At 57.3% G+C, this 20,606-nt stretch carries 18 protein-coding genes; 6 read left to right on the forward strand and 12 right to left on the reverse strand.

Going from position 1 to position 20,606, the window contains the following annotated elements:
• Window positions 1-5: 5 nt before the first annotated feature.
• Entirely contained in the window at window positions 6-2,402 is a 2,397-nt protein-coding gene (locus tag HDF14_RS17150; protein WP_260698345.1) for a transglycosylase SLT domain-containing protein, read from the reverse strand.
• A 323-nt stretch (window positions 2,403-2,725) separates the two neighbouring features.
• On the opposite strand from HDF14_RS17150, the gene HDF14_RS17155 reads away from it, so the two are divergent.
• The 3 genes from HDF14_RS17155 to HDF14_RS17165 all read left to right on the forward strand — a co-directional run bounded on the left by HDF14_RS17155 (window position 2,726) and on the right by HDF14_RS17165 (window position 4,443).
• Window positions 2,726-3,364 (forward strand): PEP-CTERM sorting domain-containing protein, encoded by a 639-nt coding sequence (locus HDF14_RS17155; protein WP_183978998.1) that lies wholly within the window; start codon window positions 2,726-2,728, stop codon window positions 3,362-3,364.
• Window positions 3,365-3,574: 210 nt separating this feature from the next.
• The gene (locus HDF14_RS17160) at window positions 3,575-4,201 is read left to right on the forward strand and encodes an RNA polymerase sigma factor (protein WP_183979000.1); all 627 of its coding nucleotides are present in this window, start codon (window positions 3,575-3,577) and stop codon (window positions 4,199-4,201) included.
• The gene (locus HDF14_RS17165) at window positions 4,198-4,443 is read left to right on the forward strand and encodes an anti-sigma factor family protein (protein ID WP_183979002.1); all 246 of its coding nucleotides are present in this window, start codon (window positions 4,198-4,200) and stop codon (window positions 4,441-4,443) included. The genes HDF14_RS17160 and HDF14_RS17165 overlap by 4 nt, the downstream gene beginning before the upstream one ends.
• A gap of 23 nt (window positions 4,444-4,466) precedes the next feature.
• On the opposite strand, the gene HDF14_RS17170 is transcribed toward HDF14_RS17165, so the two are convergent.
• The 3 genes from HDF14_RS17170 to HDF14_RS17180 all read right to left on the reverse strand — a co-directional run bounded on the left by HDF14_RS17170 (window position 4,467) and on the right by HDF14_RS17180 (window position 7,143).
• Entirely contained in the window at window positions 4,467-4,877 is a 411-nt protein-coding gene (locus HDF14_RS17170; RefSeq protein WP_260698346.1) for a DUF779 domain-containing protein, read from the reverse strand.
• 26 nt (window positions 4,878-4,903) lie between these two features.
• Entirely contained in the window at window positions 4,904-6,433 is a 1,530-nt protein-coding gene (gene adh / locus HDF14_RS17175; protein WP_221304747.1) for an aldehyde dehydrogenase, read from the reverse strand.
• Window positions 6,434-6,510: 77 nt separating this feature from the next.
• Complete coding sequence (locus HDF14_RS17180) at window positions 6,511-7,143, reverse strand: NUDIX domain-containing protein (protein WP_221304748.1); 633 nt, start codon at window positions 7,141-7,143, stop codon at window positions 6,511-6,513.
• A gap of 57 nt (window positions 7,144-7,200) precedes the next feature.
• Here HDF14_RS17180 and HDF14_RS17185 point away from each other — a divergent pair, with 57 nt between their 5' ends.
• Window positions 7,201-7,956, forward strand: a complete 756-nt coding sequence (locus tag HDF14_RS17185; protein WP_183979004.1) for a DeoR/GlpR family DNA-binding transcription regulator — start codon at window positions 7,201-7,203, stop codon at window positions 7,954-7,956.
• Between the two features lie 31 nt (window positions 7,957-7,987).
• Here HDF14_RS17185 and zwf read toward each other — a convergent pair whose 3' ends face one another.
• The 7 genes from zwf to HDF14_RS17220 all read right to left on the reverse strand — a co-directional run bounded on the left by zwf (window position 7,988) and on the right by HDF14_RS17220 (window position 16,121).
• A complete protein-coding gene (zwf, locus tag HDF14_RS17190) occupies window positions 7,988-9,394 on the reverse strand; it encodes a glucose-6-phosphate dehydrogenase (RefSeq protein WP_183979006.1) in 1,407 nt (468 codons plus the stop codon).
• 26 nt (window positions 9,395-9,420) lie between these two features.
• Complete coding sequence (gene gnd, locus HDF14_RS17195) at window positions 9,421-10,443, reverse strand: phosphogluconate dehydrogenase (NAD(+)-dependent, decarboxylating) (protein ID WP_183979008.1); 1,023 nt, start codon at window positions 10,441-10,443, stop codon at window positions 9,421-9,423.
• Between the two features lie 82 nt (window positions 10,444-10,525).
• A complete protein-coding gene (gene pgi, locus HDF14_RS17200; protein ID WP_183979010.1) occupies window positions 10,526-12,160 on the reverse strand; it encodes a glucose-6-phosphate isomerase in 1,635 nt (544 codons plus the stop codon).
• 325 nt (window positions 12,161-12,485) lie between these two features.
• A complete protein-coding gene (glmM, locus tag HDF14_RS17205; RefSeq protein ID WP_183979012.1) occupies window positions 12,486-13,832 on the reverse strand; it encodes a phosphoglucosamine mutase in 1,347 nt (448 codons plus the stop codon).
• Entirely contained in the window at window positions 13,832-15,469 is a 1,638-nt protein-coding gene (gene xseA / locus HDF14_RS17210) for an exodeoxyribonuclease VII large subunit (protein ID WP_183979014.1), read from the reverse strand. Before xseA ends, glmM begins: the two co-directional genes overlap by 1 nt.
• 41 nt (window positions 15,470-15,510) lie before the next feature.
• The gene (locus HDF14_RS17215; RefSeq protein ID WP_183979016.1) at window positions 15,511-15,735 is read right to left on the reverse strand and encodes a DUF2905 domain-containing protein; all 225 of its coding nucleotides are present in this window, start codon (window positions 15,733-15,735) and stop codon (window positions 15,511-15,513) included.
• 14 nt (window positions 15,736-15,749) lie between these two features.
• Complete coding sequence (locus HDF14_RS17220) at window positions 15,750-16,121, reverse strand: response regulator (protein WP_183979018.1); 372 nt, start codon at window positions 16,119-16,121, stop codon at window positions 15,750-15,752.
• A gap of 267 nt (window positions 16,122-16,388) precedes the next feature.
• On the opposite strand from HDF14_RS17220, the gene HDF14_RS17225 reads away from it, so the two are divergent.
• Window positions 16,389-17,579: a potassium channel family protein gene (locus HDF14_RS17225; protein ID WP_183979020.1), complete on the forward strand. Its 1,191-nt coding sequence runs from the start codon at window positions 16,389-16,391 to the stop codon at window positions 17,577-17,579.
• An 87-nt stretch (window positions 17,580-17,666) separates the two neighbouring features.
• Here the strand turns inward: HDF14_RS17225 and HDF14_RS17230 are convergent, their stop codons facing one another.
• On the reverse strand, window positions 17,667-18,530 hold the full coding sequence (locus tag HDF14_RS17230) for a tetratricopeptide repeat protein (protein WP_221304749.1): 864 nt from the start codon (window positions 18,528-18,530) through the stop codon (window positions 17,667-17,669).
• Window positions 18,531-18,709: 179 nt separating this feature from the next.
• Here HDF14_RS17230 and HDF14_RS17235 point away from each other — a divergent pair, with 179 nt between their 5' ends.
• Window positions 18,710-20,569 (forward strand): phosphoenolpyruvate carboxykinase (GTP), encoded by a 1,860-nt coding sequence (locus HDF14_RS17235; protein WP_183979022.1) that lies wholly within the window; start codon window positions 18,710-18,712, stop codon window positions 20,567-20,569.
• Window positions 20,570-20,606: the final 37 nt, after the last annotated feature.

A 20,606-nucleotide genomic window follows, 5' to 3' on the forward strand; every position in this document is an offset into this window, starting at 1 on the left:
CTCTTCTAAGGCGTCGCATACAAAGCATGATAGATCTCACGGTTCCGCAGAATCGCCTGCACATACTCCCTTGTCTCGGTGTATGGAATCGACTCTACAAACTCCGGAATATCTTTGTAATCCCCAATTGCCTGCCACTGCCGCACCGGCACATCTCCTGCGTTGTAAGCCGCCAGAGCATACTCAGCCTGCCCTCCAAATCTATCCAGTACCTGCCGCAGATTCGCTGTTCCCAGCTCCAGATTCACCGAAGGATTTAACAGCTCATTCGCATTGAAGCCCTTCATCTTCTGCCTCTTCGCCTGAGCCTTCCCCACCGAAGGCAGCAGCTGCATCAACCCCCACGCATTCGCATGACTCACAACTCCGGCATTGAACTCCGACTCCTGCCGAATCAGTGACGCCACTAGATAAGGATCCAGTCCGTTCTGCTGCGCATTCGCTGTCAAATCCGCCCAATACGGCTGCGGAAACAAGAGTTTCCAATACACCGTCGGAACCTGGTCGAGCGGAATCGAAAAAAAGGAGATCCCGCTATGCTTCATCGACTGAATCGCCCTTGTCGTCTCACCATAGGACGAGTAGATCTCAGCCTGCGCCAGCGCCCCCCACTCACTCGAAGTGGAGCTTGCCTGAATCTCCGGCCCGATGTACTCATTAAGCGCCGCATTCGCCAACAGCCTCGCCTTGATCAGATGAGGCTCGTTCTCCGGCAACTCCCCAGTCAACTCCGGAATCACCGGCACACGCACCGAGCTCAAAGCCGCCGCAGGAGCAACATCCGTCGCCTGCGTCTTCAGCACACTGAGCCGTTGCCTCGCCAGTCCCGCATAGTACGAGTTCACATAAGAGGCCGTCAGCGCGTGATAGTAGTTCACCGCCTGCCCAAAGTTCTTCTCCTCGTCCTCGAAGATTCGCCCCCGCCAATAGAGAGCTCCCGGAGCCTCAATCCCCGCCGGAAACATCTCAATCTGCTCATCCATTAACCGCGCCGCTTCCGGATAGTTATGCAGCCGATAGTTCATCCATGCCGCGCGCCAGTGTGCCGAAGCCGCATAGGTACTCTTCGGAAACAACTTCACCAGCAAAGCGTAGTGGTAGGTAGCCTGTTGCGGATCGTGCTTCAACAGGTACATGTTTCCGCCCGAATACAACGCCTCTTCCAGCCATCTGCTAGTTGGAAAATCCCTCACCATATGCGCAATCAGCGCATCATGCGCAGTCTGATCATTCTCGGTGCGTGACAACTCCGCAAGCAGGTACAACTTCAATGCCGCGCTGTCATCTTTCGTGTCCGGTAGCTTCTCCACCTCTCGCCTGCTGATATGCTTCATCCTCATATCGCAGGCCGCCGCATAGATCAGCAGAGCATCATGGTCCGCCGCACTCAGCGAACCATCCCGTTCAATCGAGTGATACTCCTCCCCCGCCTCGGCGTATCGCTTGGCATTGAACAGTTGATCGGCATGAACCTTACGTTCTCCAGCCGTCAGCGGCATATTCATCGCCTGCAACTGCGACGATGCCTGCCCCGCCTCCACACTCAGAGGAAACCCGACATATAAATTCCGATAAATGGAAGCCGCATGCGTTGTATCTCCGGACATCTGATAAGCCCGGGCCAGCGCATAACGAAAATCCACATGCGATGCCTGCGCCGAATCAGCCAGCGGCACCAGAACCTTCAACGCCCCCGGAGGGTCGTTCTGTTGCAGATGAGCGTTCGCCAACAGAACCGGAGCATTCGCGTCGAAGATGCTCTCCGGATGCCGTACTGCGAAGTTGTCCAGCAGCCCATACGCATCCGCGCCATGCCCCGCCTGCACCGCCGCCTGCGCTCCCAGATAATCCGCATAGTCGTCCAACGCCGTGCCACTCGTATTCGCCAGCAGGAAGCTGTGCACCGCATCGTCGTACCGGTGGTCGAGCGTCGCCGCGTGCCCCAGTGCCAGGTACGCCGCAGCGGCCCCCTCCCCCGGATGCTGCCGCGCATACGCCTGCACGCCACTATAAGCCGCCGGCGATCGCGTCGACGCCAATTGCTGGGCCATCGGACGAAGCTGCTCCGAAGCCTTGAACGCGCTGGTCAAATGAATCGTCTGCGCCGTCGGCTTCCGCGAAACGATATGTTTCTTCCGAGTCGCAGCGCCCTTCTTTGTCGTCGTCTTACTTGACGCCCCGCTCTTTGCCTTCGCACTCGAAGCCTTCGACTTAGTGCCCGCAGCCTTCCCAGCATCCGCAGACGTTGTCCCAGTTTTGGACACCGGTTTTTTGGCATGCGTCGCAGGCGCTGTCGTCGTCGACGTCTGCGCGAACAGGCCGTCCCCCGCGGGCGACATGCTGATCCCAATCAAAATGGCGACAACCATCGCCCGCCTAACATTACCCACGATGGTTACCATTGTTCCCTTATTCTCTCCAACTCACATCTTCCACTCTAAGCTGCCCGGCTGCGCGTTTGCAGCACCAATCGAACCCGAACCACTACAGATACTTCGGATATCCCATGAGATGCGCCCGGCTCGACCTCATGATTGTCCTATCGACCACATCCCTCCCACGATGACGAGTTGAAAGTTATTTTCCACCGTAGCGGTAAACAATTTCCATTTTCAGCCGAATAGATGCAGGTAAGTGCAGATATGCAACCAGATGCATCTTTGGTCTCGCGATTGCTTTCTCTTCCCCCAGAAAGCCGTCACCAGATTTACCCAGAGGAACTCTCATGCGCCTAACCTCACTTCTTTTCACTGCTGTTCTCGCCTTCGGTTCATCTCATCTATTTGCCGACGCAATCCCCTACGGAAACATCGGCCAACTTGCCCCGGACAACGTCTTCACCGCCACAGCAACCGGCAAGGTAACAGCCTACTTCTACGCCTCCGACGCGAGCAACGACGACAAGATCATCCTCTGGGACAAGACCTCCGGCGCAATGACCGCGCCCTCCCTCGACAACCACAGCTCCGCCGTCGGCTCGTCCGTCTCACTCTCGGTCAAAGCCGGCGACTCGCTCGTCTTCATCCTGGACGACGTCTCGACTGGCCAGTACTTCAGCTCCGTCGACTACTTCGGCGTCGCCTCACCGGCCAACTACAATGACGACGGCTACAACCACGCCTACGCGGCCACCTACTCCGGCGGTTTCAATGGAATTCCTGCTGGTACCTACATCGGCATGGAAGATCTTCCAGTCACCGGCCTGAAACCCCTCTCGGGCTCCGACCTCGACTACAACGACGACAACTTCGTCTTCACCAATGTCACGGCGGCCGCGACCCCCGAGCCAAGCAGCTTCATCCTCTTCGGCACAGGTCTCGTCGGAGCGGCCGGCGCACTCCGCCGCAAGTTTGCCCGCGGCTAACCCCCTGCGCCATCAACGTCCGGCAACGCCGGAGAACATAAACCTCCCAGGTTTTGTTCTCCGGCAACCGCTTTAAGTAGCTACGGAACCAAGACCCGCAAACACTACAACTTTGCTCTCTGACCCACCGACATTTACTATGTTGTAGATACTGATCTGCGCGCTCCTGTAACGAGGCGATTTCAGCGTTGTTTCCGCACCTTTTCACTCATGCCCGCCATCCAATCCCCAGCCACGGAAGAGGTACACCCCGACGTAGCGCTCGTAGCGCGCGCAAAAGAAGGGGATACCGCAGCATTTGAGCAACTGGTCCGTCAGTACGAGCGCCAGATCTTCCGGGTCGCGCAGCATATTACTCAAAACCGTGAAGACGCCGAAGACATTACGCAGGATGCATTCCTCAAGGCCTACGAGAAGCTGGAGCAGTTCCAGGGAAACTCCAAGTTCTCGACCTGGCTCGTCCGCATTGCGGTCAACGAGAGTCTTATGCGGCTGCGCAAGCGGAAGACCAGCAAAACCGTTTCCATGGACGAAGACGTCCAAACCGACGAAGGCTCTATCCCTCGTGACTTTGCCGAGTGGAGGCCAAATCCCGAGCAGCAATACAACCAGGCAGAACTCGCCGAGATCCTCCGCAAAACCATCCAGGGTCTTCCTCCAGGCTTTCGCACCGTCTTCACTCTTCGAGACGTTGAAAATCTCTCCACGGAAGAGACTGCGGAGGCACTCGGCTTGAGCGTCCCCGCGGTGAAATCCAGATTGTTGCGTGCGCGCCTTCAACTGCGCGAGCGCCTCAGCAGATACTTCCGGCAGAAGCAGGAGGGCCAGCCAGCATGAACTGCACGGACCTATTGAGCCATCTTTCCGACTACTTCGACGACCAACTCACGATCGAACTTCGCGAAGAGATCAGCGAACACACTGCTGGCTGCCAACACTGCCGCGTCGTCCTCAACACGACCCACCAGACCATCGAGGTCTACAAGGGCAACGAGATCTACGAAGTCTCACCCGGACTTCGCGAGCGCCTCCACTCCGCCATCATGGCCAAGTGTCTAGCAGTAAAAAAACAAGCTTAGAACATCGCCGGGCTTTCCCTTTATCAGATCCGCCCGGCTAACCTGAGTGCACCTATCTCCGCGTCCGTGAAAACCCTGGACCGGATCAGGAACCGCACACCTTCCCCATTCTCTAGCGAAAACATCCCCCCACGTCCAGGCACCACATCCAGTATCAGTTGCGTATGCTTCCAATACTCAAACTGGCTCCCGCTCATATAAAACGGAGTCTCCCCCAGAGTCGCCAGCAGCACGTCGCCATCCCCCACCAAAAACTCCCCTCGCGGATAGCACATGGGGGAGCTGCCGTCACAGCAACCTCCCGACTGATGAAACATCAGCTCCCCATGTTTGTTCGACAACCTGCTCATCAACTCCACAGCAGCAGGCGTCGTCACAACCTGTTCCGGTACCTCTGTCATCGCCAGACCTGCACTTGCCTTTCTAGTTGTCATCCCCGAAGGGGATCTGCTGTTGTCGTCTAGAAAAATCCCATCGCATTCGGGCTATAGCTCACCAGCTGATTCTTCGTCTGCTGATAGTGTTCGAGCATCATCTTGTGATTCTCTCGTCCCACACCCGACTGCTTATATCCTCCAAACGCAGCGTGAGCAGGATACAGGTGATAGCAGTTCGTCCACACCCGTCCCGCCTCAATACCCCTACCGAAGTGATACGCCCGGTTCATATCCCTTGTCCAGACACCCGCACCCAATCCATACAAAGTATCGTTCGCCAACGCCAACGCTTCCTCCTCATCATGGAACGTCGTCACCGAAACCACCGGTCCGAAGATCTCCTCCTGGAAGATGCGCATCTTGTTGTTGCCTTTAAAAACGGTCGGTTCAATATAAAACCCCTCCGCTAGATCGCCTGTCTGAGCAGCACGCTTCCCACCCGCCAGCACCTCCGCACCCTCCTGCTTCCCGATGTCGAAGTAAGACAGAATCTTCTCCAGCTGCTCGCTTGAGGCCTGCGCGCCAATCATGGTCGTCTTATCCAACGGATTGCCCTGCTTGATCGCGCCAACGCGCTTCAGGGCACGCTCCATGAACTCGTCATAGAGCGTGTCCTGAATCAGTGCGCGTGAAGGGCAAGTACACACCTCGCCCTGATTCAGCGCAAACATCGTAAAGCCTTCGAGCGCCTTATCAAAGAAAGCATCATCCGCACTCGCTACATCCTTGAAGAAGATATTCGGGCTCTTCCCACCAAGCTCGAGCGTCACCGGAATAATATTCTGCGAGGCGTACTGCATGATCAGTCGCCCTGTCGTCGTCTCCCCCGTAAACGCAATCTTGTTGATGCGTTTGCTCGAAGCCAGCGGCTTACCCGCCTCCAACCCAAAGCCATTGACGATATTCACCACGCCCGGCGGCAGAATATCCTGGATCAACTCCATCAAAACCAGAATCGACATCGGCGTCTGCTCTGCAGGTTTCAACACCACGCAGTTCCCTGCCGCCAACGCCGGCGCCAGCTTCCATGTCGCCATCAAAATCGGAAAGTTCCAGGGAATAATCAGCCCAATTACGCCCAGCGGCTCATGGTAGTGATACGCAATCGTGTCCTTATCGATCTCCGAGATCGATCCCTCCTGCGCCCTGATCACGCCCGCAAAATAACGGAAGTGATCGGCAGCCAAAGGCATATCCGCAGCCATCGTCTCGCGAATCGGCTTACCGTTATCCCAAGTCTCGACCGTCGCCAGCATCTCCAGATTGTCTTCAATCCGCTGCGCAATCTTCTCCAGCATGCGGCCGCGTTCCGTCGTCGAGGTCTTGCCCCAAGCCTTCTTCGCTGCATGCGCCGCATCGAGCGCCCGGTCCACATCCGCCGCATTCGAACGCGCAATCTCACACAGCACCTGCCCCGTCACCGGCGTCACATTCTCAAAGTACTGTCCCGACAGAGGCGCCACCCACTCCCCGCCAATGTAGTTCTCATACCGTTTCTTGATCGACACAGGAAACCCAAAAGTCCCCGGCTGAACCGCAGTCATCGTAGCCATAGAATCCACTCCCTCGAGATCGTTACCTACACCGCGCTCGAAATTGTAGTCCTCCGCACCGAAATCTGTCACAGCACTCAGCAGACAGCCTCAACCACTCTTCCTTTTTCGCTGAACACGTGAATAAAGGCATACTGCAGCAGCATGATCGTCTTGCCGTCCGCAATCTCCCCCAGTTCAATCGCCGCCATCGCGTCCTCGATCGAAAACTCCAGAACCTCAATATCTTCACCCTCAACGAAGTTGCCGCCCCCAGCCGTCACCCTGCTCCCGCTGTCGTACTCAGCCACAAAGAAATAAAGCTTCTCAGTCACCGACCCCGGACTCATAAATGCCTCAAAGATCATCCGAACATGCTCGACACGATATCCAGTCTCCTCCTCCACCTCCGCCTTGATCCGCTCCTCCGGACTGGCCTCATCCAAAAGCCCTGCAGCCGTCTCGATCAACAAACCCGGATGCCCATTCACAAAAGCTGGAAACCGAAACTGCCGCGTCAGCACAACCGAACGCCGCTCCAGGTTATACAGCAAAATCGTAGCGCCATTGCCGCGATCATAAGTCTCCCTGCTCTGCTGCTGCCATGTTCCATCGCTCCGCTGCAGATCAAACGTCGTCTTCTTCAACACGTACCAGTCATCCGACAGCGTCTCAACTTTCTTGATCCGCACACGATCTTTTATTAAAGGCGCCTGCACGAAATTCATCATGCCGTAACCTTATCGTGTAGTTTCGTGCAAAGTCAAGTATTATCGTGAGCAACGAAGATGCTAACCACTCACAGAAAACAGCAGATCCTCGCCATCCTCAAGCGCCAAGGCCAGGTCATCGCAAAAGAAGTAAGCGCCGCAATGGGCGTCTCAGAAGACACCATCCGTCGCGACCTCCGAGAGATGGCCCAAGAGGGTCTTCTCCAACGCGTCCACGGCGGAGCCCTCCCCGCCTCCCCCGCGGTCGCAGATTTCGCAGTGCGCCAGCACATCACCCCCGAAGACAAAGTAGCCATCGGCCGAGCAGCAGCAAAGATGATTCAACCCGGCCAGGTCGTAATCCTCGACGGCGGCACCACTGCCCGACAAGTCGCGCGGCACATCCCACTCGACCTGAAAGCCACCGTCGTCACCCACAGCCCGGCCATCGCCATTGAGCTCATCGACCACCAGAACATCGAAGTCATTCTCATCGGAGGACGCCTCTTCCGCCACTCCGTCGTCGCCGTCGGAGCCTCAGCAATCGAGGCGATCGCTCAAATCCACGCAGACACCTACTTCATGGGAGTAACCGGCATCCATCCAAAAACCGGCCTCACCACAGGCGACTACGAAGAAGCCGCCATCAAGCGAGCTCTGAGCAACGCAGCAGCGGAGACCATCGTTCTCGCCTCCTCCGAAAAGCTCAACGCAGCCTCGCCCTACGTCGTAGTTCCCCTCTCGGAGATCAGCGGCATCATCACAGAACGCTCTGCGCAAAAAGCTCTCTTACGCCCTTACGAAAAACTTGGAATAACCGTCACACGAGCCTGAAAAAGCCTCGGCCACCGCCGAGGCTCTTCCTCTATCCTCTCGCGACAACTCTGAAGTCGTCCGGCTCCTGCGCAAGCGGCGTATCCCATCCGCAGCAAGGAACAATATTTCTCCCTGCCTCTGGCGGACCCCACGTGTGAGGTTCGTAAACATACACCGGCGTATCTTCTTTCAGAACAGGATCGACAATCCGCCAGGCCTCTTCAACGTAATCCTGTCGCGCAAACAGCGTAGCGTCACCGGCAATCGCGTCCGTCAACACCCGCTCATACGCCTCCATCTCCTCCGGACTCGGATGACGGCTCGCAATCAACTCCACCGCCTCGCGACCACCCCCAAGCTCGTCAGCGACAGAAACCGACATCGCCACCGTCATCTCGGGACTGATCCGGAAGCGCATATAGTTTTGCGCAGTATTCGGCTCCGTGATGTTCGTGTGCGGCGGTTTGCGGAACCGCGCCATCACCTCCATGCATGTCACAGGGAGATTCTTTCCCGCACGAATGTAAAAAGGAACGCCATCCCACCGCCACGACTTGATCTCAAGCTTCAGACAAGCAAACGTCTCGACCTTCGAGTTCGGCGCAACGCCCTTCTCATCCAAATATCCACGAAACTGCCCACGAACCAGATCCTTCGCTTCAATCGGAGGAATGGCTTTGAGCACCTTCACCTTCTCATCACGCATCGACTCAGCATCGCCTCGCGCCGGACACTCCATCGCGAGATTACACATCACCTGGAAGATATGGTTTTGAATCACATCCCGAATCGCGCCAGTCTGGTCGTAAAAAGCCCCACGGCCCTGAACCCCGAAGTCTTCCGCCATCGTGATCTGAACGGTCTCAACATAATCACGATTCCAGATCGGCTCCAGAAACGTATTTGAAAAGCGGAAGGAGACCATGTTATGAACCGGCCCCTTCGCCAGGTAGTGATCGATGCGAAAGATCGACGACTCTGGAAACGCAGACAGCAGAATCCGGTTCAGCTCCTGCGCCGAAGCCAGATCATGCCCGAACGGCTTCTCCACAATCATCCGCGCGCCTTTGGCCGAACCCGACTTCACCAGCTGTTCGACAACCTCCTCGAACAGCGAGGGAGGAATCGCCAGATAGTGAGCCGGCCGCTCTGACGAACCCAGCGCCTTCCGTACCGCGACAAAAGTCGCAGGGTCCACATAGTCGCCGTCGACATACTGCAACAGCGCCTTCAGCTTCTCCCACGCTGCAGGATCGAGCCCACCATGTTTCTCGAGACTATCCTGAGCACGCGCCTTGAACTGATCGAGATTCCAACCAGCCTTCGCCACTCCGATTACCGGAACGTTCAGCGTACCCCGCTTGACCATCGACTGTAGCGCGGGAAAAATCTTCTTATAGGCAAGGTCGCCAGTCGCTCCAAAGAAGACCAGAGCATCGGAATGAGATTGACTCACGAGTTTTCTCCTTCAATTCCCAAAAATTACTTCGCTTCTGGCTTTTCGAGATGCCCGCCAAAGGCAAATCGCATCGCAGACAACAGCTTGTTCGAGAAGTCAGCCTCGCCTCGCGAGCTGAACCGTGTATAAAGCGCCGTCGTCAGCACAGGTGTCGGAACGCCCTCATCGATCGCAGCTTTGATCGTCCAGCGTCCTTCGCCCGAATCCGAAACCCGACCACCATATTTCGTCAGCTCCGGATCCCCAATCAACGCAGACGCAGTCAGGTCCAGCAGCCACGACGCAATCACGCTCCCGCGACGCCAGACCTCGGCAACATCCGGCAGGTTGAAGTCATACAGATAGTGTTCGGGATCACGCAGCGGTGTTGTCTCGGCATCGATCTCAGCCGTGTGCTTGCCGATATTGGCTGCCTTCAGCACACCAAGGCCCTCAGCATAAGCCGCCATCATTCCATACTCGATTCCGTTATGCACCATCTTCACGAAGTGACCGCCGCCGCTCTCTCCACAGTGCAGGTAGCCCTCCTCCGCGGTACCGCCAGCCTTCTCGCGCCCCGGAGTCTTAGCAATGTCCCCGATCCCGGGAGCAATCGTCTTGAAGATCGGATCCAGATGATCGACAACCGACTTCGGTCCACCAATCATCATGCAATACCCCCGCTCCAGGCCCCATACGCCGCCGCTCGTGCCCACATCCACATAGCGAATCCCCTTAGGCGCAAGCTCCTTCGATCGCCGAATATCGTCGATGTAGTACGAGTTCCCGCCATCTATCAGAATATCGTCCGACTCCAGATGAGGAAGCAGTTCGGCGATCGTCTGATCCACAACTCCAGCAGGAATCATCAACCAGATAGCGCGCGGTTTGGACAGCTTGCTCACGAAGTCCCCGATCGAGGACCCTCCGGTAACCCCCTTCTCCTTCGAAAGGTCGTTGACCACCTGCTGTGATCTGTCGAATACGACGCATTCATGCCCATTCTTCGCCAACCGCTTAACCATGTTGGCACCCATCCTACCCAGGCCTACCATTCCAAGTTGCATTTGAACTCTCCCTTTCAGTAGTTATGATTCACTGGACATCGAAAGCCGGCGCAGAGTCTTCTCGCGTCCGCTGCCGCCTGGCTTATTTATTCTTCCTGTATCTCCGAATCAGGTTCGTCGTAGAAGTATCGTGCGAAAGCGCAGGTTCTGTCGCGGCTTCAAGCTCACCGATAATCTTTTGCGCCAGCACCTTGCCGAGTTCAACGCCCCATTGATCGAACGAGTCGATGCTCCAGATCGTACCTTGCGTAAAGACCGCGTGCTCGTAGAGAGCAATCAACTTGCCCAGCACCTCCGGAGTCAGATGATCCGCAAGAATCGTATTCGACGGTCGATTCCCTTCGAATACCCGATGCGGAACCAGCCAATCCGGCGTCCCTTCTGCCTTTACCTGCTCTGCAGTCTTGCCGAACGCTAGCGCCTCAGCCTGCGCAAACACATTCGCCATCAGCGTGTCATGATGTTTCCCCAGCGGATTGAGCGTCTTGTAAAACCCAATGAAGTCGCAAGGAATCAGCCGCGTCCCCTGATGAATCAGCTGATAAAACGAGTGTTGCCCATTCGTCCCCGGCTCGCCCCAGTAGATGGGTCCCGTTTCCGTTGCAACATGTGTTCCATCAAGAGTTACATGCTTGCCGTTGCTCTCCATCGTCAACTGCTGCAGATATGCTGGAAAACGCTTCAGATACTGCTCATACGGCAGAACCGCAACCGTTTGCGCATCGAAGAAATCGGTATACCAGACCGTGAGCAGACCCAATAGGACCGGCAGATTGCTCGCGAATGGCGCCGTCCGAAAGTGCTCATCCATCTCATGAAAGCCGCCGAGCATAGCGCGAAAATTATCAGGCCCAATCGCCAGCATCGTCGACAGCCCAATCGCCGAGTCCATGGAATACCGCCCGCCGACCCAGTCCCAGAACTCGAACATATTCGCCGTATCGATACCGAACTTTGTAACTTCCTTCTCATTGGTAGAGATCGCGACAAAGTGCTTCGCAACGGCCTTCTCGTCACCGCCCAACCCAGCCAGCGACCAGTCGCGAGCCGTGTGAGCATTTGTCATCGTCTCCAGCGTCGTGAACGTCTTCGAAGCGACGAGAAAGAGCGTCTCATCCGCCTTCAGGTCCTGCACCGCCTCGGCAAAGTCGGTCCCATCGACATTCGATACAAAGCGGAACGTGATATCGCGCTGGCTATAGTGCTTCAACGCCTCATAAGCCATCACCGGCCCAAGGTCGGACCCGCCAATACCAATATTGATGACGTTCTTAATCCGCTTGCCGGTGTGTCCCTTCCACGCCCCGCTCCGAACGCGATCCGCAAATCCCGCCATCTTGTCCAGCACAGCATGCACCGCCGGCACAACGTCCTCGCCATCGACGACGATCTTCTCACCCTTCGGCGCGCGCAAAGCCACATGCAGCACAGCACGATTCTCGGTGATATTGATCTTTTCTCCGCTGAACATCGCATCGATCCGCGCCTTCAGCCCCGACTCCTCCGCCAGCTGAACCAGCAGCTTCAGCGTCTCGTTTGTAATCCGATTCTTCGAATAGTCGAGAAAGATCCCCGCAGCTTCAAGGGTGAACCGCTCCCCGCGCGCCGGATCATCCGCAAACAGCTGGCGGAGCGTCGTATCTTGGACCTGCTGATGGTGCGCTCCCAGTGCCTTCCATGCCGAACGCTCGCCGAGCGGCGTCAATTTCGTCGTCATCTGCTTACTCCTCGCATCTCTGTTTGTACCCGCCAGACAAGACTACTATCCATTTCTGTTACAAGTACGACCTTGCAGGTTCAAGCCGAAAAAACCTAAAAACATTCCCGAAATTTTAATGAAAGCTCTTCAGCAGCCGCACTCAAATTCGCGAACCCGGCCTAACCTCTTTGCTATTGATGATTTAAAGTCGAATTCGTATTCCACAAAATGCAATCCCCTTCCATGGCTATAAGAGACGGCAGGCAGCGGAAAAGTTCCCTCTTTTTCCAAAGAGGACGAATAAATTCTCGCCGGCAGAACTGTGCACTTAGATTGCACCATCTCAAATTCCGATTTCAGTCCGAATAGCGGCAGCGATCGTATTCGCGTGATGCCGCATGAGCGGCTCTGATTCAGCTTCGATCATCACCCGAGCCAGCGCTTCCGTGCCGCTGTAACGAATGACGACCCGGCCTGAATCCGCAAGCTCTACCTCGGCAGCACGAATCGCAGCAGCCACCGTCGGAATCCCTTCCAGCGGCTTTTTCTCTCGCACCTTCACATTCAAAATCACCTGCGGAAAGACCTTAAGATCCGCAATCAATTCAGCCAAAGACTTCCCGCTCCTGTGCACGACATCCAACAACAGCAACGCGGTCAACAGACCATCCCCCGTCGTGCTGCGCCCACTGAAGATAATGTGGCCAGACTGTTCTCCGCCTAGCGCCGCGCCCGTCGCAATCATCTGCTCGAGGACATACTTGTCGCCCACCGCCGCACGAAGCATCCCGATCCCGCTGCGTTTCAGCGCCGCCTCCAGCCCCATGTTCGACATCGTCGTCGCAACCACCGTCGAGTTCGTCAAAAGCCCGCGGTTCTGCAGATCTCGCGCCGCAAGCAGCAACACCGCATCTCCATTGACGACTTGACCATGCTCATCTGCAAACAACGCACGATCGGCATCACCATCAAACGTGATCCCCATCGAAGCCTTGCGACTCTTCACCTCGGCTGCAACGATCTCCGGATGCAATGCCCCACAAACCTCGTTGATATTGCGTCCGTCGGGACTTGCATGGGTAATCAGGACCTCTCCGCCCATATCAGAAAACAGTTGAGGCGCAACCGAAGAAGCAGCGCCATTTGCACAGTCAATCACAATGCGTTTCCCATCGAGCGAGAGACCCGGAACAGCCGCAAGCAGAAAGCGAACATACTCCGCACGATCGGCATCGTTCACGGTAGGCGCAACCGTTTGTCGAGACACCGGCGTCGAACTCGCCAGTTTGCGGAAGATCTCCTCTTCAATCGCAAGCTCAACGGCGTCCGGAAGCTTATAGCCATCAGGTCCAAATAACTTAATCCCATTGTCCTGCCATGGGTTGTGCGAGGCCGAGATAACAACACCCGTAGCAAAACCGTGAGTGTGCGTCAGGAACGCAACCGCCGGAGTCGTAATCACACCCGCGTTTTCGACAGAAGCTCCGCCCGCATCAAGCCCAGCCGTCAGCGTCGCAGCAATCCATTCGCTCGATTCGCGAGTATCCATGCCCAGCAAAACACGCGGCTTCTGTGTCTTCGCTCCGAGGATCTGTGCGAGCGCAAGTCCAATGGCGTACACCGTCGTTGAATCCAGCGGCGCCTGCCCCGCGACAGCGCGAATGCCATCGGTTCCAAAGAGCTTCTTCATCACTTACTGGTCTCCATTATTTTTACTTCGTCCAAATGAGCGCCTGTTATCTCTGCTTCAATCGTTCCCTGCGCAAGACGCGCTAATATCGTCTGCCCCGCAACTGCATCTACGGAAGACCGCAGCAACGTGCCGTCCGCAGCTCCTCCTCCTTGCAGATAAACCAGGGCATAACCTCGCGACAAAACCGCTAGCGGTGACAGCGCGTTCAACCTCGCTGACGTCCTCTCGAGACGCGTACGCCGGCTCGCAACGGTCTCACCTGCGGCGCGCTCCAATCGTTGCGTCGAAGCCTGCAACCGATGATGCGTAGCCGCGATGCGAACCGCAGTGTCTTGCCGGCGGAGACTCTCCCTCACCAGATTCAACCGCTGGCTCGGCATACGAACGCTACGCTGCACCGCCGCATCAAGACGAAGCCGAAGCTCATCAAGCCGTTGGTCCCTGCGATTAACAGCGTCTCGCAGACGGTTCAACACAGCCTCTGCAGAAAGCCGTGCGTAGCGCTGTCTCGCATGCATCAGGTGAAATCTTCCAGCCCGCTGCACTCTTGCACTCAACGCACTCACGCGCTCCTCAATGCGATGCTGTGCTGCGGTAACCAGCTCAGCAGCAGCCGAAGGCGTCGGCGCGCGAAGATCCGCGACGAAGTCGGCAATCGTAAAGTCAGTCTCGTGCCCAATCGCCGAGACCACAGGAATTGCAGAAGCCGCAATCGTTCGCGCCAGCGTCTCGTCATTGAAACCGGCGAGATCTTCCATCGACCCGCCGCCTCTCGCAATCACAATCACGTCCACCAACGAAGGATTCGCATTGAACCAGCGAACTCCTGCAGCAACAGATCCCGGGCTCGACACCCCCTGCATCGTCGCCGGATACACCAGCAGACTGAGCCGCGCATGACGACGACGCACAACGTTTACGATGTCGCGAATCACAGCGCCGGTCGGCGAAGTAACAATCCCAATGCACTTCGGAAAGGACGGCAACTGCCGTTTACGATCCGCATCGAAGAGCCCTTCAGCGAGCAGCAGCGCCTTGAGCTGTTCAAACGCAAGCTGCAGCGCACCAGCCCCACGAGGCTCCATCGTCTCTGCGATCAGCTGGAGCTGACCCCGGCTCTCGTACACCGAAATGCGCCCCCGCACCAGAACCGCAAGGCCATCCGCGGGCCTGAAGCGCAGCAAAACAGCCTGACGCCGAAACAGCACAACCGGAAGCTGTGCCTCGCCATCTTTCAGCGTGAAGTAGATGTGACCGGAAGGCGCTGGGCGACAGTTCGAAATCTCGCCCTCAACCCAAAGATCCGAGTAGGTCGTCTCGATCTGCTGACGAACATTGATGACCAGCGCACGAACACTCCAGATTCGGCGCTCCGACGTCAGGTCGTGTCTATCTGCATCTTTTCTCGGCGCAGGTCCCTCCGCAGTCTCACTCACTTCGTCGCGAACAACATCTTCAAACGAAGCCGCGACAGACGACCCAGCATCCCCTTCAGAAACAGAAAAAAGCCCCGCTTGAAAGACCGACCCAGGCGACGACGTTTTCAGGATTGTCGGCCGCCTTCCCGTCCGGATCTTCCCTCGCCGCGCTCGCAGGCTGGCCAGTGTCGGCGGATTGTCTTCTCTTTCGGACATTCTTGCCTGAGTCTAGCACCGCAACGCGGCTCCTCAGACGATCAACGGCGCAGTCTTCCCACAGCCCATAGAATCAAGCTAAGCACCACGCTAATCACAATCGAAGTGGCAATGGGAAACGACACCGACCATCCCCGTCCACGCCAATTGAGGTCGCCAGGAAGCCGGCCAACCGGCAGATTCAGTCGATTCAGCCCGAGAACGATTCCACCAACCACAACCAGCAGCAAACCGAGAAAGATGAGGGTACGGCCCAGATCAGGCATGCGGCACCACTTCTCTAAGCAGTTGCCAGCAGCGCCGCAGCCTCACGTAAGAGCTCCGACGGCTGGCACGGCTTTGTAAGAATGCCAACAGGCCGCGACAACTTGCCCGTCTGCTCCCGCACGTTTTTTAGGTTGGAATAAAACCCCGTCAGAACAAGAATCTGGCACGCCGGCAACTCACGCGTCACATCGCTCACCAGTGAAAGTCCATCGCGTCCCGGCATCGTCACATCGCATAGAAGCAGATTTGGCACAAACTCCCGCGAACACTCTAACCCCTGATCTGCCGAATAAGCGGCCTTCGCCGTGAAGCCACTCTTCTCGAAGATGAGAGTGAGCGTGTCAGCCACAAGACGATCATCATCAACCACCAGAACTCGCTTCATGGTTGCCCTCCGTGCGGGTCGTTCGGGTTGTGCGCGTCAACACTTATCTGATGAGTCCAGACTAGGCCTCAAAATACATTTTTGTCGAATCAAAATTCGATGATTCTTTGTCTGACATTTTAGACTCGACACGTCATGCAAAGTCACAAAGCAGCTTGTACACAGAAAATTTGCACAAGGCCCGCTGCAACTCCACCCACGGGGAATTCGCAACTTCATCTCTGGTAAGGTTTACCTCATAACCCGACTTCAACTAAGGATCCCCCTTTGCGCATCGTCGCATTCATCGCCGGTTTCTTCTTCTGCTGGGGAGTCGCACTCGACGCCTTCCAGACCATCATCCTTCCCAGGCGTCCGACCGGTCGATTTCGAATCACCCGCATCTTCTTCATCATCACCTGGGCGCCCTGGGTCTTCATGGCGGAGCGCGCCTCCAACAAAAAAATACGCGACCAGATCTACAGCATCTACGGCCCCCTCTCCCTTCTTTTGCTTCTTCTTTGTTGGGCAGTTCTTCTCATCTTCGGCTTTGGATTGTTCTACTTTTCAATGCGTTCCCCCTTCGGCGACGTCATGGTGGGCCACACCAACAGTGCATGGACACAGTTCGGCACTGACCTCTACGTCAGCGGAACGACCCTCTTCACGTTGGGTCTCGGCGACGTCGTTCCCCACAGCCCCTTCGCTCGAGCCTTCATCATCTTCGAGTCAGGCGTAGGCCTCGGATTCGTCGCCCTCGTCATCGGCTATCTTCCCGTTTTGTATCAGGCGTTTTCGCACCGCGAGATCAGCGTCGCCTTACTTGACGCACGAGCCGGCTCCCCGCCAAACGCCGCCGAACTCATCCGACGGCACTCCTTCACGGGCAGCGAGGAGGCAGTCATCGCGCTACTCGAAGAGTGGGAGCGCTGGTCGGCGGAGATTCTCGAATCGCACATCTCCTACCCCATTCTCTGCTTCTACCGTTCGCAGCACGACACCCAGGGTTGGCTGGCTGCCCTAGTCTCAATCCTCGACACCTGCGCGCTACTGATCTCGGTCATCGAGGGCACCCACTCGCGACAGGCCCAGCTCACCTTCGTCATGTCTCGACACGCACTTACCGACATCAGCGAGGTCTTTGGCCTCATGAAACTGAAACCCGCACAGCATCAGGCCGCTATCGACCGCCTCCCGTCCAAAGACTTTTACCACCTATGCGAGGCCCTGGGAGAAAATCAGGTCCGGCTCTGTGGCGACCCCGCCGCAGCTAAGCGCCTCAACACCCTCCGTGCTCTGTACGAACCCCAGGCCTTCGCTCTCTCCGAATACCTCCGTCTATCACTCCCCGTCTGGGTAGCGCCCCCGAAAGTAAACGACCAGTGGAGCATTCTGACGAGAATGCGAACCGACGCAGCAACAGAGGTGAAAGCCAGCGGCGATCCCGCTCCGTTGTTTCACGACGAAGACCACGGTTGATCTTCCCACCAACGCAGATTCGGGATGCAAGGATTGAAAACCCCGCATCCCGAACTCACTCGACACCCACTTCCAACAAAAAAACGACTACTGGCCGCCAGGACCACCAGGACCAGTCTGCGCAGGATTCAGCTTCTGAGCAGCCAACGTCCCCGCTGGCCCCTTGGCATCTTTATCCTTCAGCTGCGCATAAATCTTCTTCGCCAACTCAGGCTTGCCCTGCGCCTCATACAGCTCAGCAAGCTGCAGTTGCGCCAGCCCTGCAGGCACCGTCGTCGTCGGCTTGGCAGTCAGTTCGTTGTAAAGATCCACAGCCTGCGAATCCCGTCCCGTCTGCCGATAAAGCTGCGCCAGCGAAATCTTCGCAAGTGCCGCAAGGTCACCATTCCATCCGCTCGCGACCTGCTTCAGCGTGCTCTCGGCTGGGCCGTTCTGGCCCTCTTCCATATACGTCAGCCCAGCGAAATAACGGGCCACCCGCCCATCCGGAGTCATACCGTACTTGTCCGCCACACCGTTGAACAGATCATTCGCGGCCTTGGCGCGCTCCGTCGCCGACGCATAGGTCTTCACACCCGGAGGCACCTGCTGCCCCGGCGAGGCCAACGGCGTCTGGTAAGCCTGCATCGCTGCGCCAAAGGCCACTGAAGCCTGATTCGCGCGGCTGTTATAAATCAGCGCACCGGCTACCACCGCCAGAATCGCCGCAACCACAATGGCGCTGGTCACTATCAAAGAACGGCGGTTTTCGCTGGCCCACTCCAGCCCATGCTGGGTGGTATCGACGAACTGGTCATGCTTAAGAGCTTGCTTGGTCTGCTGGTCCACTTTGTCTTGTTCTTCCTTTTTGCTCGTTGCGGTTTGCCGCTTCAAGAGAACTAGTTGCGCGAAGTCACGGCGCAGAACTTTAAGTCTATCAGCGCCCGCAATCGGAGTGTGCGTGAAACTCATCCCAACTTAGCCAGAGAGTAACAAACCTCATAAAAATGAATGAATTGGCAAAGAACTCCCAAGCTTAAATCCCTTCAAAACCGCAGCTACGCGGCTCGCCCTCATCGACCGCGACTCCTAGGGTTGACAGCCCCTCCTCCAAGGCGAAGACTTGTACCCGAAGGAATTTGCCCTAACCTATGAAGACCGTAGCCGTTGAAACAGCAATCGCAACCCCACCCACCACCAACAAACACCTCATCCGCTGGGTCGAAAAGATGGCCGACCTCTGCCAGCCCGACCGCATCCACTGGATCGACGGCTCGCAAGCCGAGTACGAATTCCTCTGCAGCCAGCTCGTCCAAGCCGGAACCTTCACCAAGCTCAACGAAAAACTCTGGCCCGGCTGCTTCCTCGCCCGCTCCGCACCCAACGACGTCGCCCGCGTCGAAGACCGCACCTTCATCTGCTCCCTCTCCAAGGACACCGCCGGCCCCACCAACAACTGGGAAGATCCCTTCGTCATGCGCAAAAAACTCAAGGCCCTCTTCAAAGGAGCCATGCGCGGCCGCACCATGTACGTCCTTCCTTACTCCATGGGCCCCATCGGTTCCCCCATGTCGCAGATCGGCGTCCAGCTCACCGACTCCGCCTACGCCGTCGTCAACATGCGCATCATGGCCCGCATCGGCGCCCCAGTCTTCGCCGAAATCGACAAGGACGAAAAGCGTGTCGTCCCCTGCATGCACACCGTCGGCGCGCCCCTCGCCCCCGGCCAGCAGGACGTCCCCTGGCCCTGCAACGACGAAAAATACATCGTCCACTTCCCTGAAACCCGCGAAATCTGGTCATACGGCAGCGGCTACGGCGGCAACGCGCTCCTCGGCAAAAAATGCTTCGCCCTTCGCATCGCCTCCAACATCGCTCGCGACGAAGGCTGGATGGCCGAGCACATGCTCATCGTCGGCGTCGAATCCCCCAAGCGCCCCGACGGCACCACCGAAAAAACCTACGTAGCCGCCGCCTTCCCCAGCGCATGCGGCAAAACCAACTTCGCCATGATGATCCCCCCCGCCGGCTTCGAGGGCTGGAAGGTTTGGACCGTCGGCGACGACATCGCATGGATCAAGCCCGACGCCAGCGGCCAGCTTCGCGCCATCAATCCCGAGTACGGCTTCTTCGGCGTAGCCCCCGGCACCAGCTCCAAAACCAACCCCAACGCCATGGCCACCCTCGCCAAAAACACCATCTTCACCAACGTCGCCCTCACCCCCGAGGGCGGCGTCTGGTGGGAGGGCATGACCGACACCCCACCCGTCGAACTCACCGACTGGCGCGGCAACCGCTGGACCCCGGCCATCGCAAAAGAAACCGGCCAACCCGCAGCCCATCCCAACGGCCGCTTCACCGCCCCCGCCGCCCAGTGCCCCACCATCGACCCCGACTGGGAGAACCCCAACGGCGTCCCCATCTCCGCCTTCATCTTCGGCGGCCGTCGCCCCACCACCATGCCGCTCGTCTATCAGGCCTTCAACTGGTCCGCCGGTGTCTATATCGGCGCAACCATGGGCTCCGAGACCACCGCAGCAGCCGGCGGCGCCATCGGCAAAGTCCGCCGCGACCCCATGGCCATGCTTCCCTTCTGCGGCTACCACATGGGCGACTACTTCCGTCACTGGCTCAAAATGCAGCGCAACCTCTCCGCCACGCCTCGCGTCTTCCACGTCAACTGGTTCCGCAAAGGCCCAGACGGCCAATTCCTCTGGCCCGGCTACAGCGAAAACATGCGTGTCCTCAAGTGGATCGTCGACCGTGTCCGCGGCCGAGCCCTCGGCAAAGAAACACCCATCGGCTGGACTCCTCACTTCGACGACATCAACTGGAAGGGCTTAGACATTCCCCGCGAACAGATGAAGGCCACCTTCGACACCCTCCAGACCGTCGACCGCGCCCAATGGAAACAAGAGGTCATGGGCCACGAAGAGCTCTTCCTAGCCCTCCACGACCATCTCCCGCCCGAGATGATCTACGAGCGCGAACTCCTCATCTGCCGCCTCTAACAAATTAACAGCACAGATACGTTGCTCGTCATAAAAG

The sequence above is a fragment of the Tunturiibacter gelidiferens genome (assembly GCF_014201335.1).
Lineage (GTDB): Bacteria > Acidobacteriota > Terriglobia > Terriglobales > Acidobacteriaceae > Edaphobacter > Edaphobacter lichenicola_E.

What these genes read in the sequence shown, in the direction of transcription:
- adh (WP_221304747.1), bottom strand. Translation starts at nt 6,433, where the DNA reads ATGGCTACGATGACTGCGGTTCAGCCGGGGACTTTTGGGTTTCCTGTG.
- HDF14_RS17160 (WP_183979000.1), top strand. Translation starts at nt 3,575, where the DNA reads ATGCCCGCCATCCAATCCCCAGCCACGGAAGAGGTACACCCCGACGTA.
- HDF14_RS17215 (WP_183979016.1), bottom strand. Translation starts at nt 15,735, where the DNA reads ATGCCTGATCTGGGCCGTACCCTCATCTTTCTCGGTTTGCTGCTGGTT.
- pgi (WP_183979010.1), bottom strand. Translation starts at nt 12,160, where the DNA reads ATGACGACGAAATTGACGCCGCTCGGCGAGCGTTCGGCATGGAAGGCA.
- glmM (WP_183979012.1), bottom strand. Translation starts at nt 13,832, where the DNA reads ATGAAGAAGCTCTTTGGAACCGATGGCATTCGCGCTGTCGCGGGGCAG.
- gnd (WP_183979008.1), bottom strand. Translation starts at nt 10,443, where the DNA reads ATGCAACTTGGAATGGTAGGCCTGGGTAGGATGGGTGCCAACATGGTT.
- HDF14_RS17180 (WP_221304748.1), bottom strand. Translation starts at nt 7,143, where the DNA reads ATGATGAATTTCGTGCAGGCGCCTTTAATAAAAGATCGTGTGCGGATC.
- HDF14_RS17220 (WP_183979018.1), bottom strand. Translation starts at nt 16,121, where the DNA reads ATGAAGCGAGTTCTGGTGGTTGATGATGATCGTCTTGTGGCTGACACG.
- HDF14_RS17185 (WP_183979004.1), top strand. Translation starts at nt 7,201, where the DNA reads ATGCTAACCACTCACAGAAAACAGCAGATCCTCGCCATCCTCAAGCGC.
- HDF14_RS17235 (WP_183979022.1), top strand. Translation starts at nt 18,710, where the DNA reads ATGAAGACCGTAGCCGTTGAAACAGCAATCGCAACCCCACCCACCACC.
- HDF14_RS17230 (WP_221304749.1), bottom strand. Translation starts at nt 18,530, where the DNA reads ATGAGTTTCACGCACACTCCGATTGCGGGCGCTGATAGACTTAAAGTT.
- HDF14_RS17150 (WP_260698345.1), bottom strand. Translation starts at nt 2,402, where the DNA reads ATGGTAACCATCGTGGGTAATGTTAGGCGGGCGATGGTTGTCGCCATT.
- HDF14_RS17165 (WP_183979002.1), top strand. Translation starts at nt 4,198, where the DNA reads ATGAACTGCACGGACCTATTGAGCCATCTTTCCGACTACTTCGACGAC.
- HDF14_RS17170 (WP_260698346.1), bottom strand. Translation starts at nt 4,877, where the DNA reads ATGACAACTAGAAAGGCAAGTGCAGGTCTGGCGATGACAGAGGTACCG.
- HDF14_RS17155 (WP_183978998.1), top strand. Translation starts at nt 2,726, where the DNA reads ATGCGCCTAACCTCACTTCTTTTCACTGCTGTTCTCGCCTTCGGTTCA.
- xseA (WP_183979014.1), bottom strand. Translation starts at nt 15,469, where the DNA reads ATGTCCGAAAGAGAAGACAATCCGCCGACACTGGCCAGCCTGCGAGCG.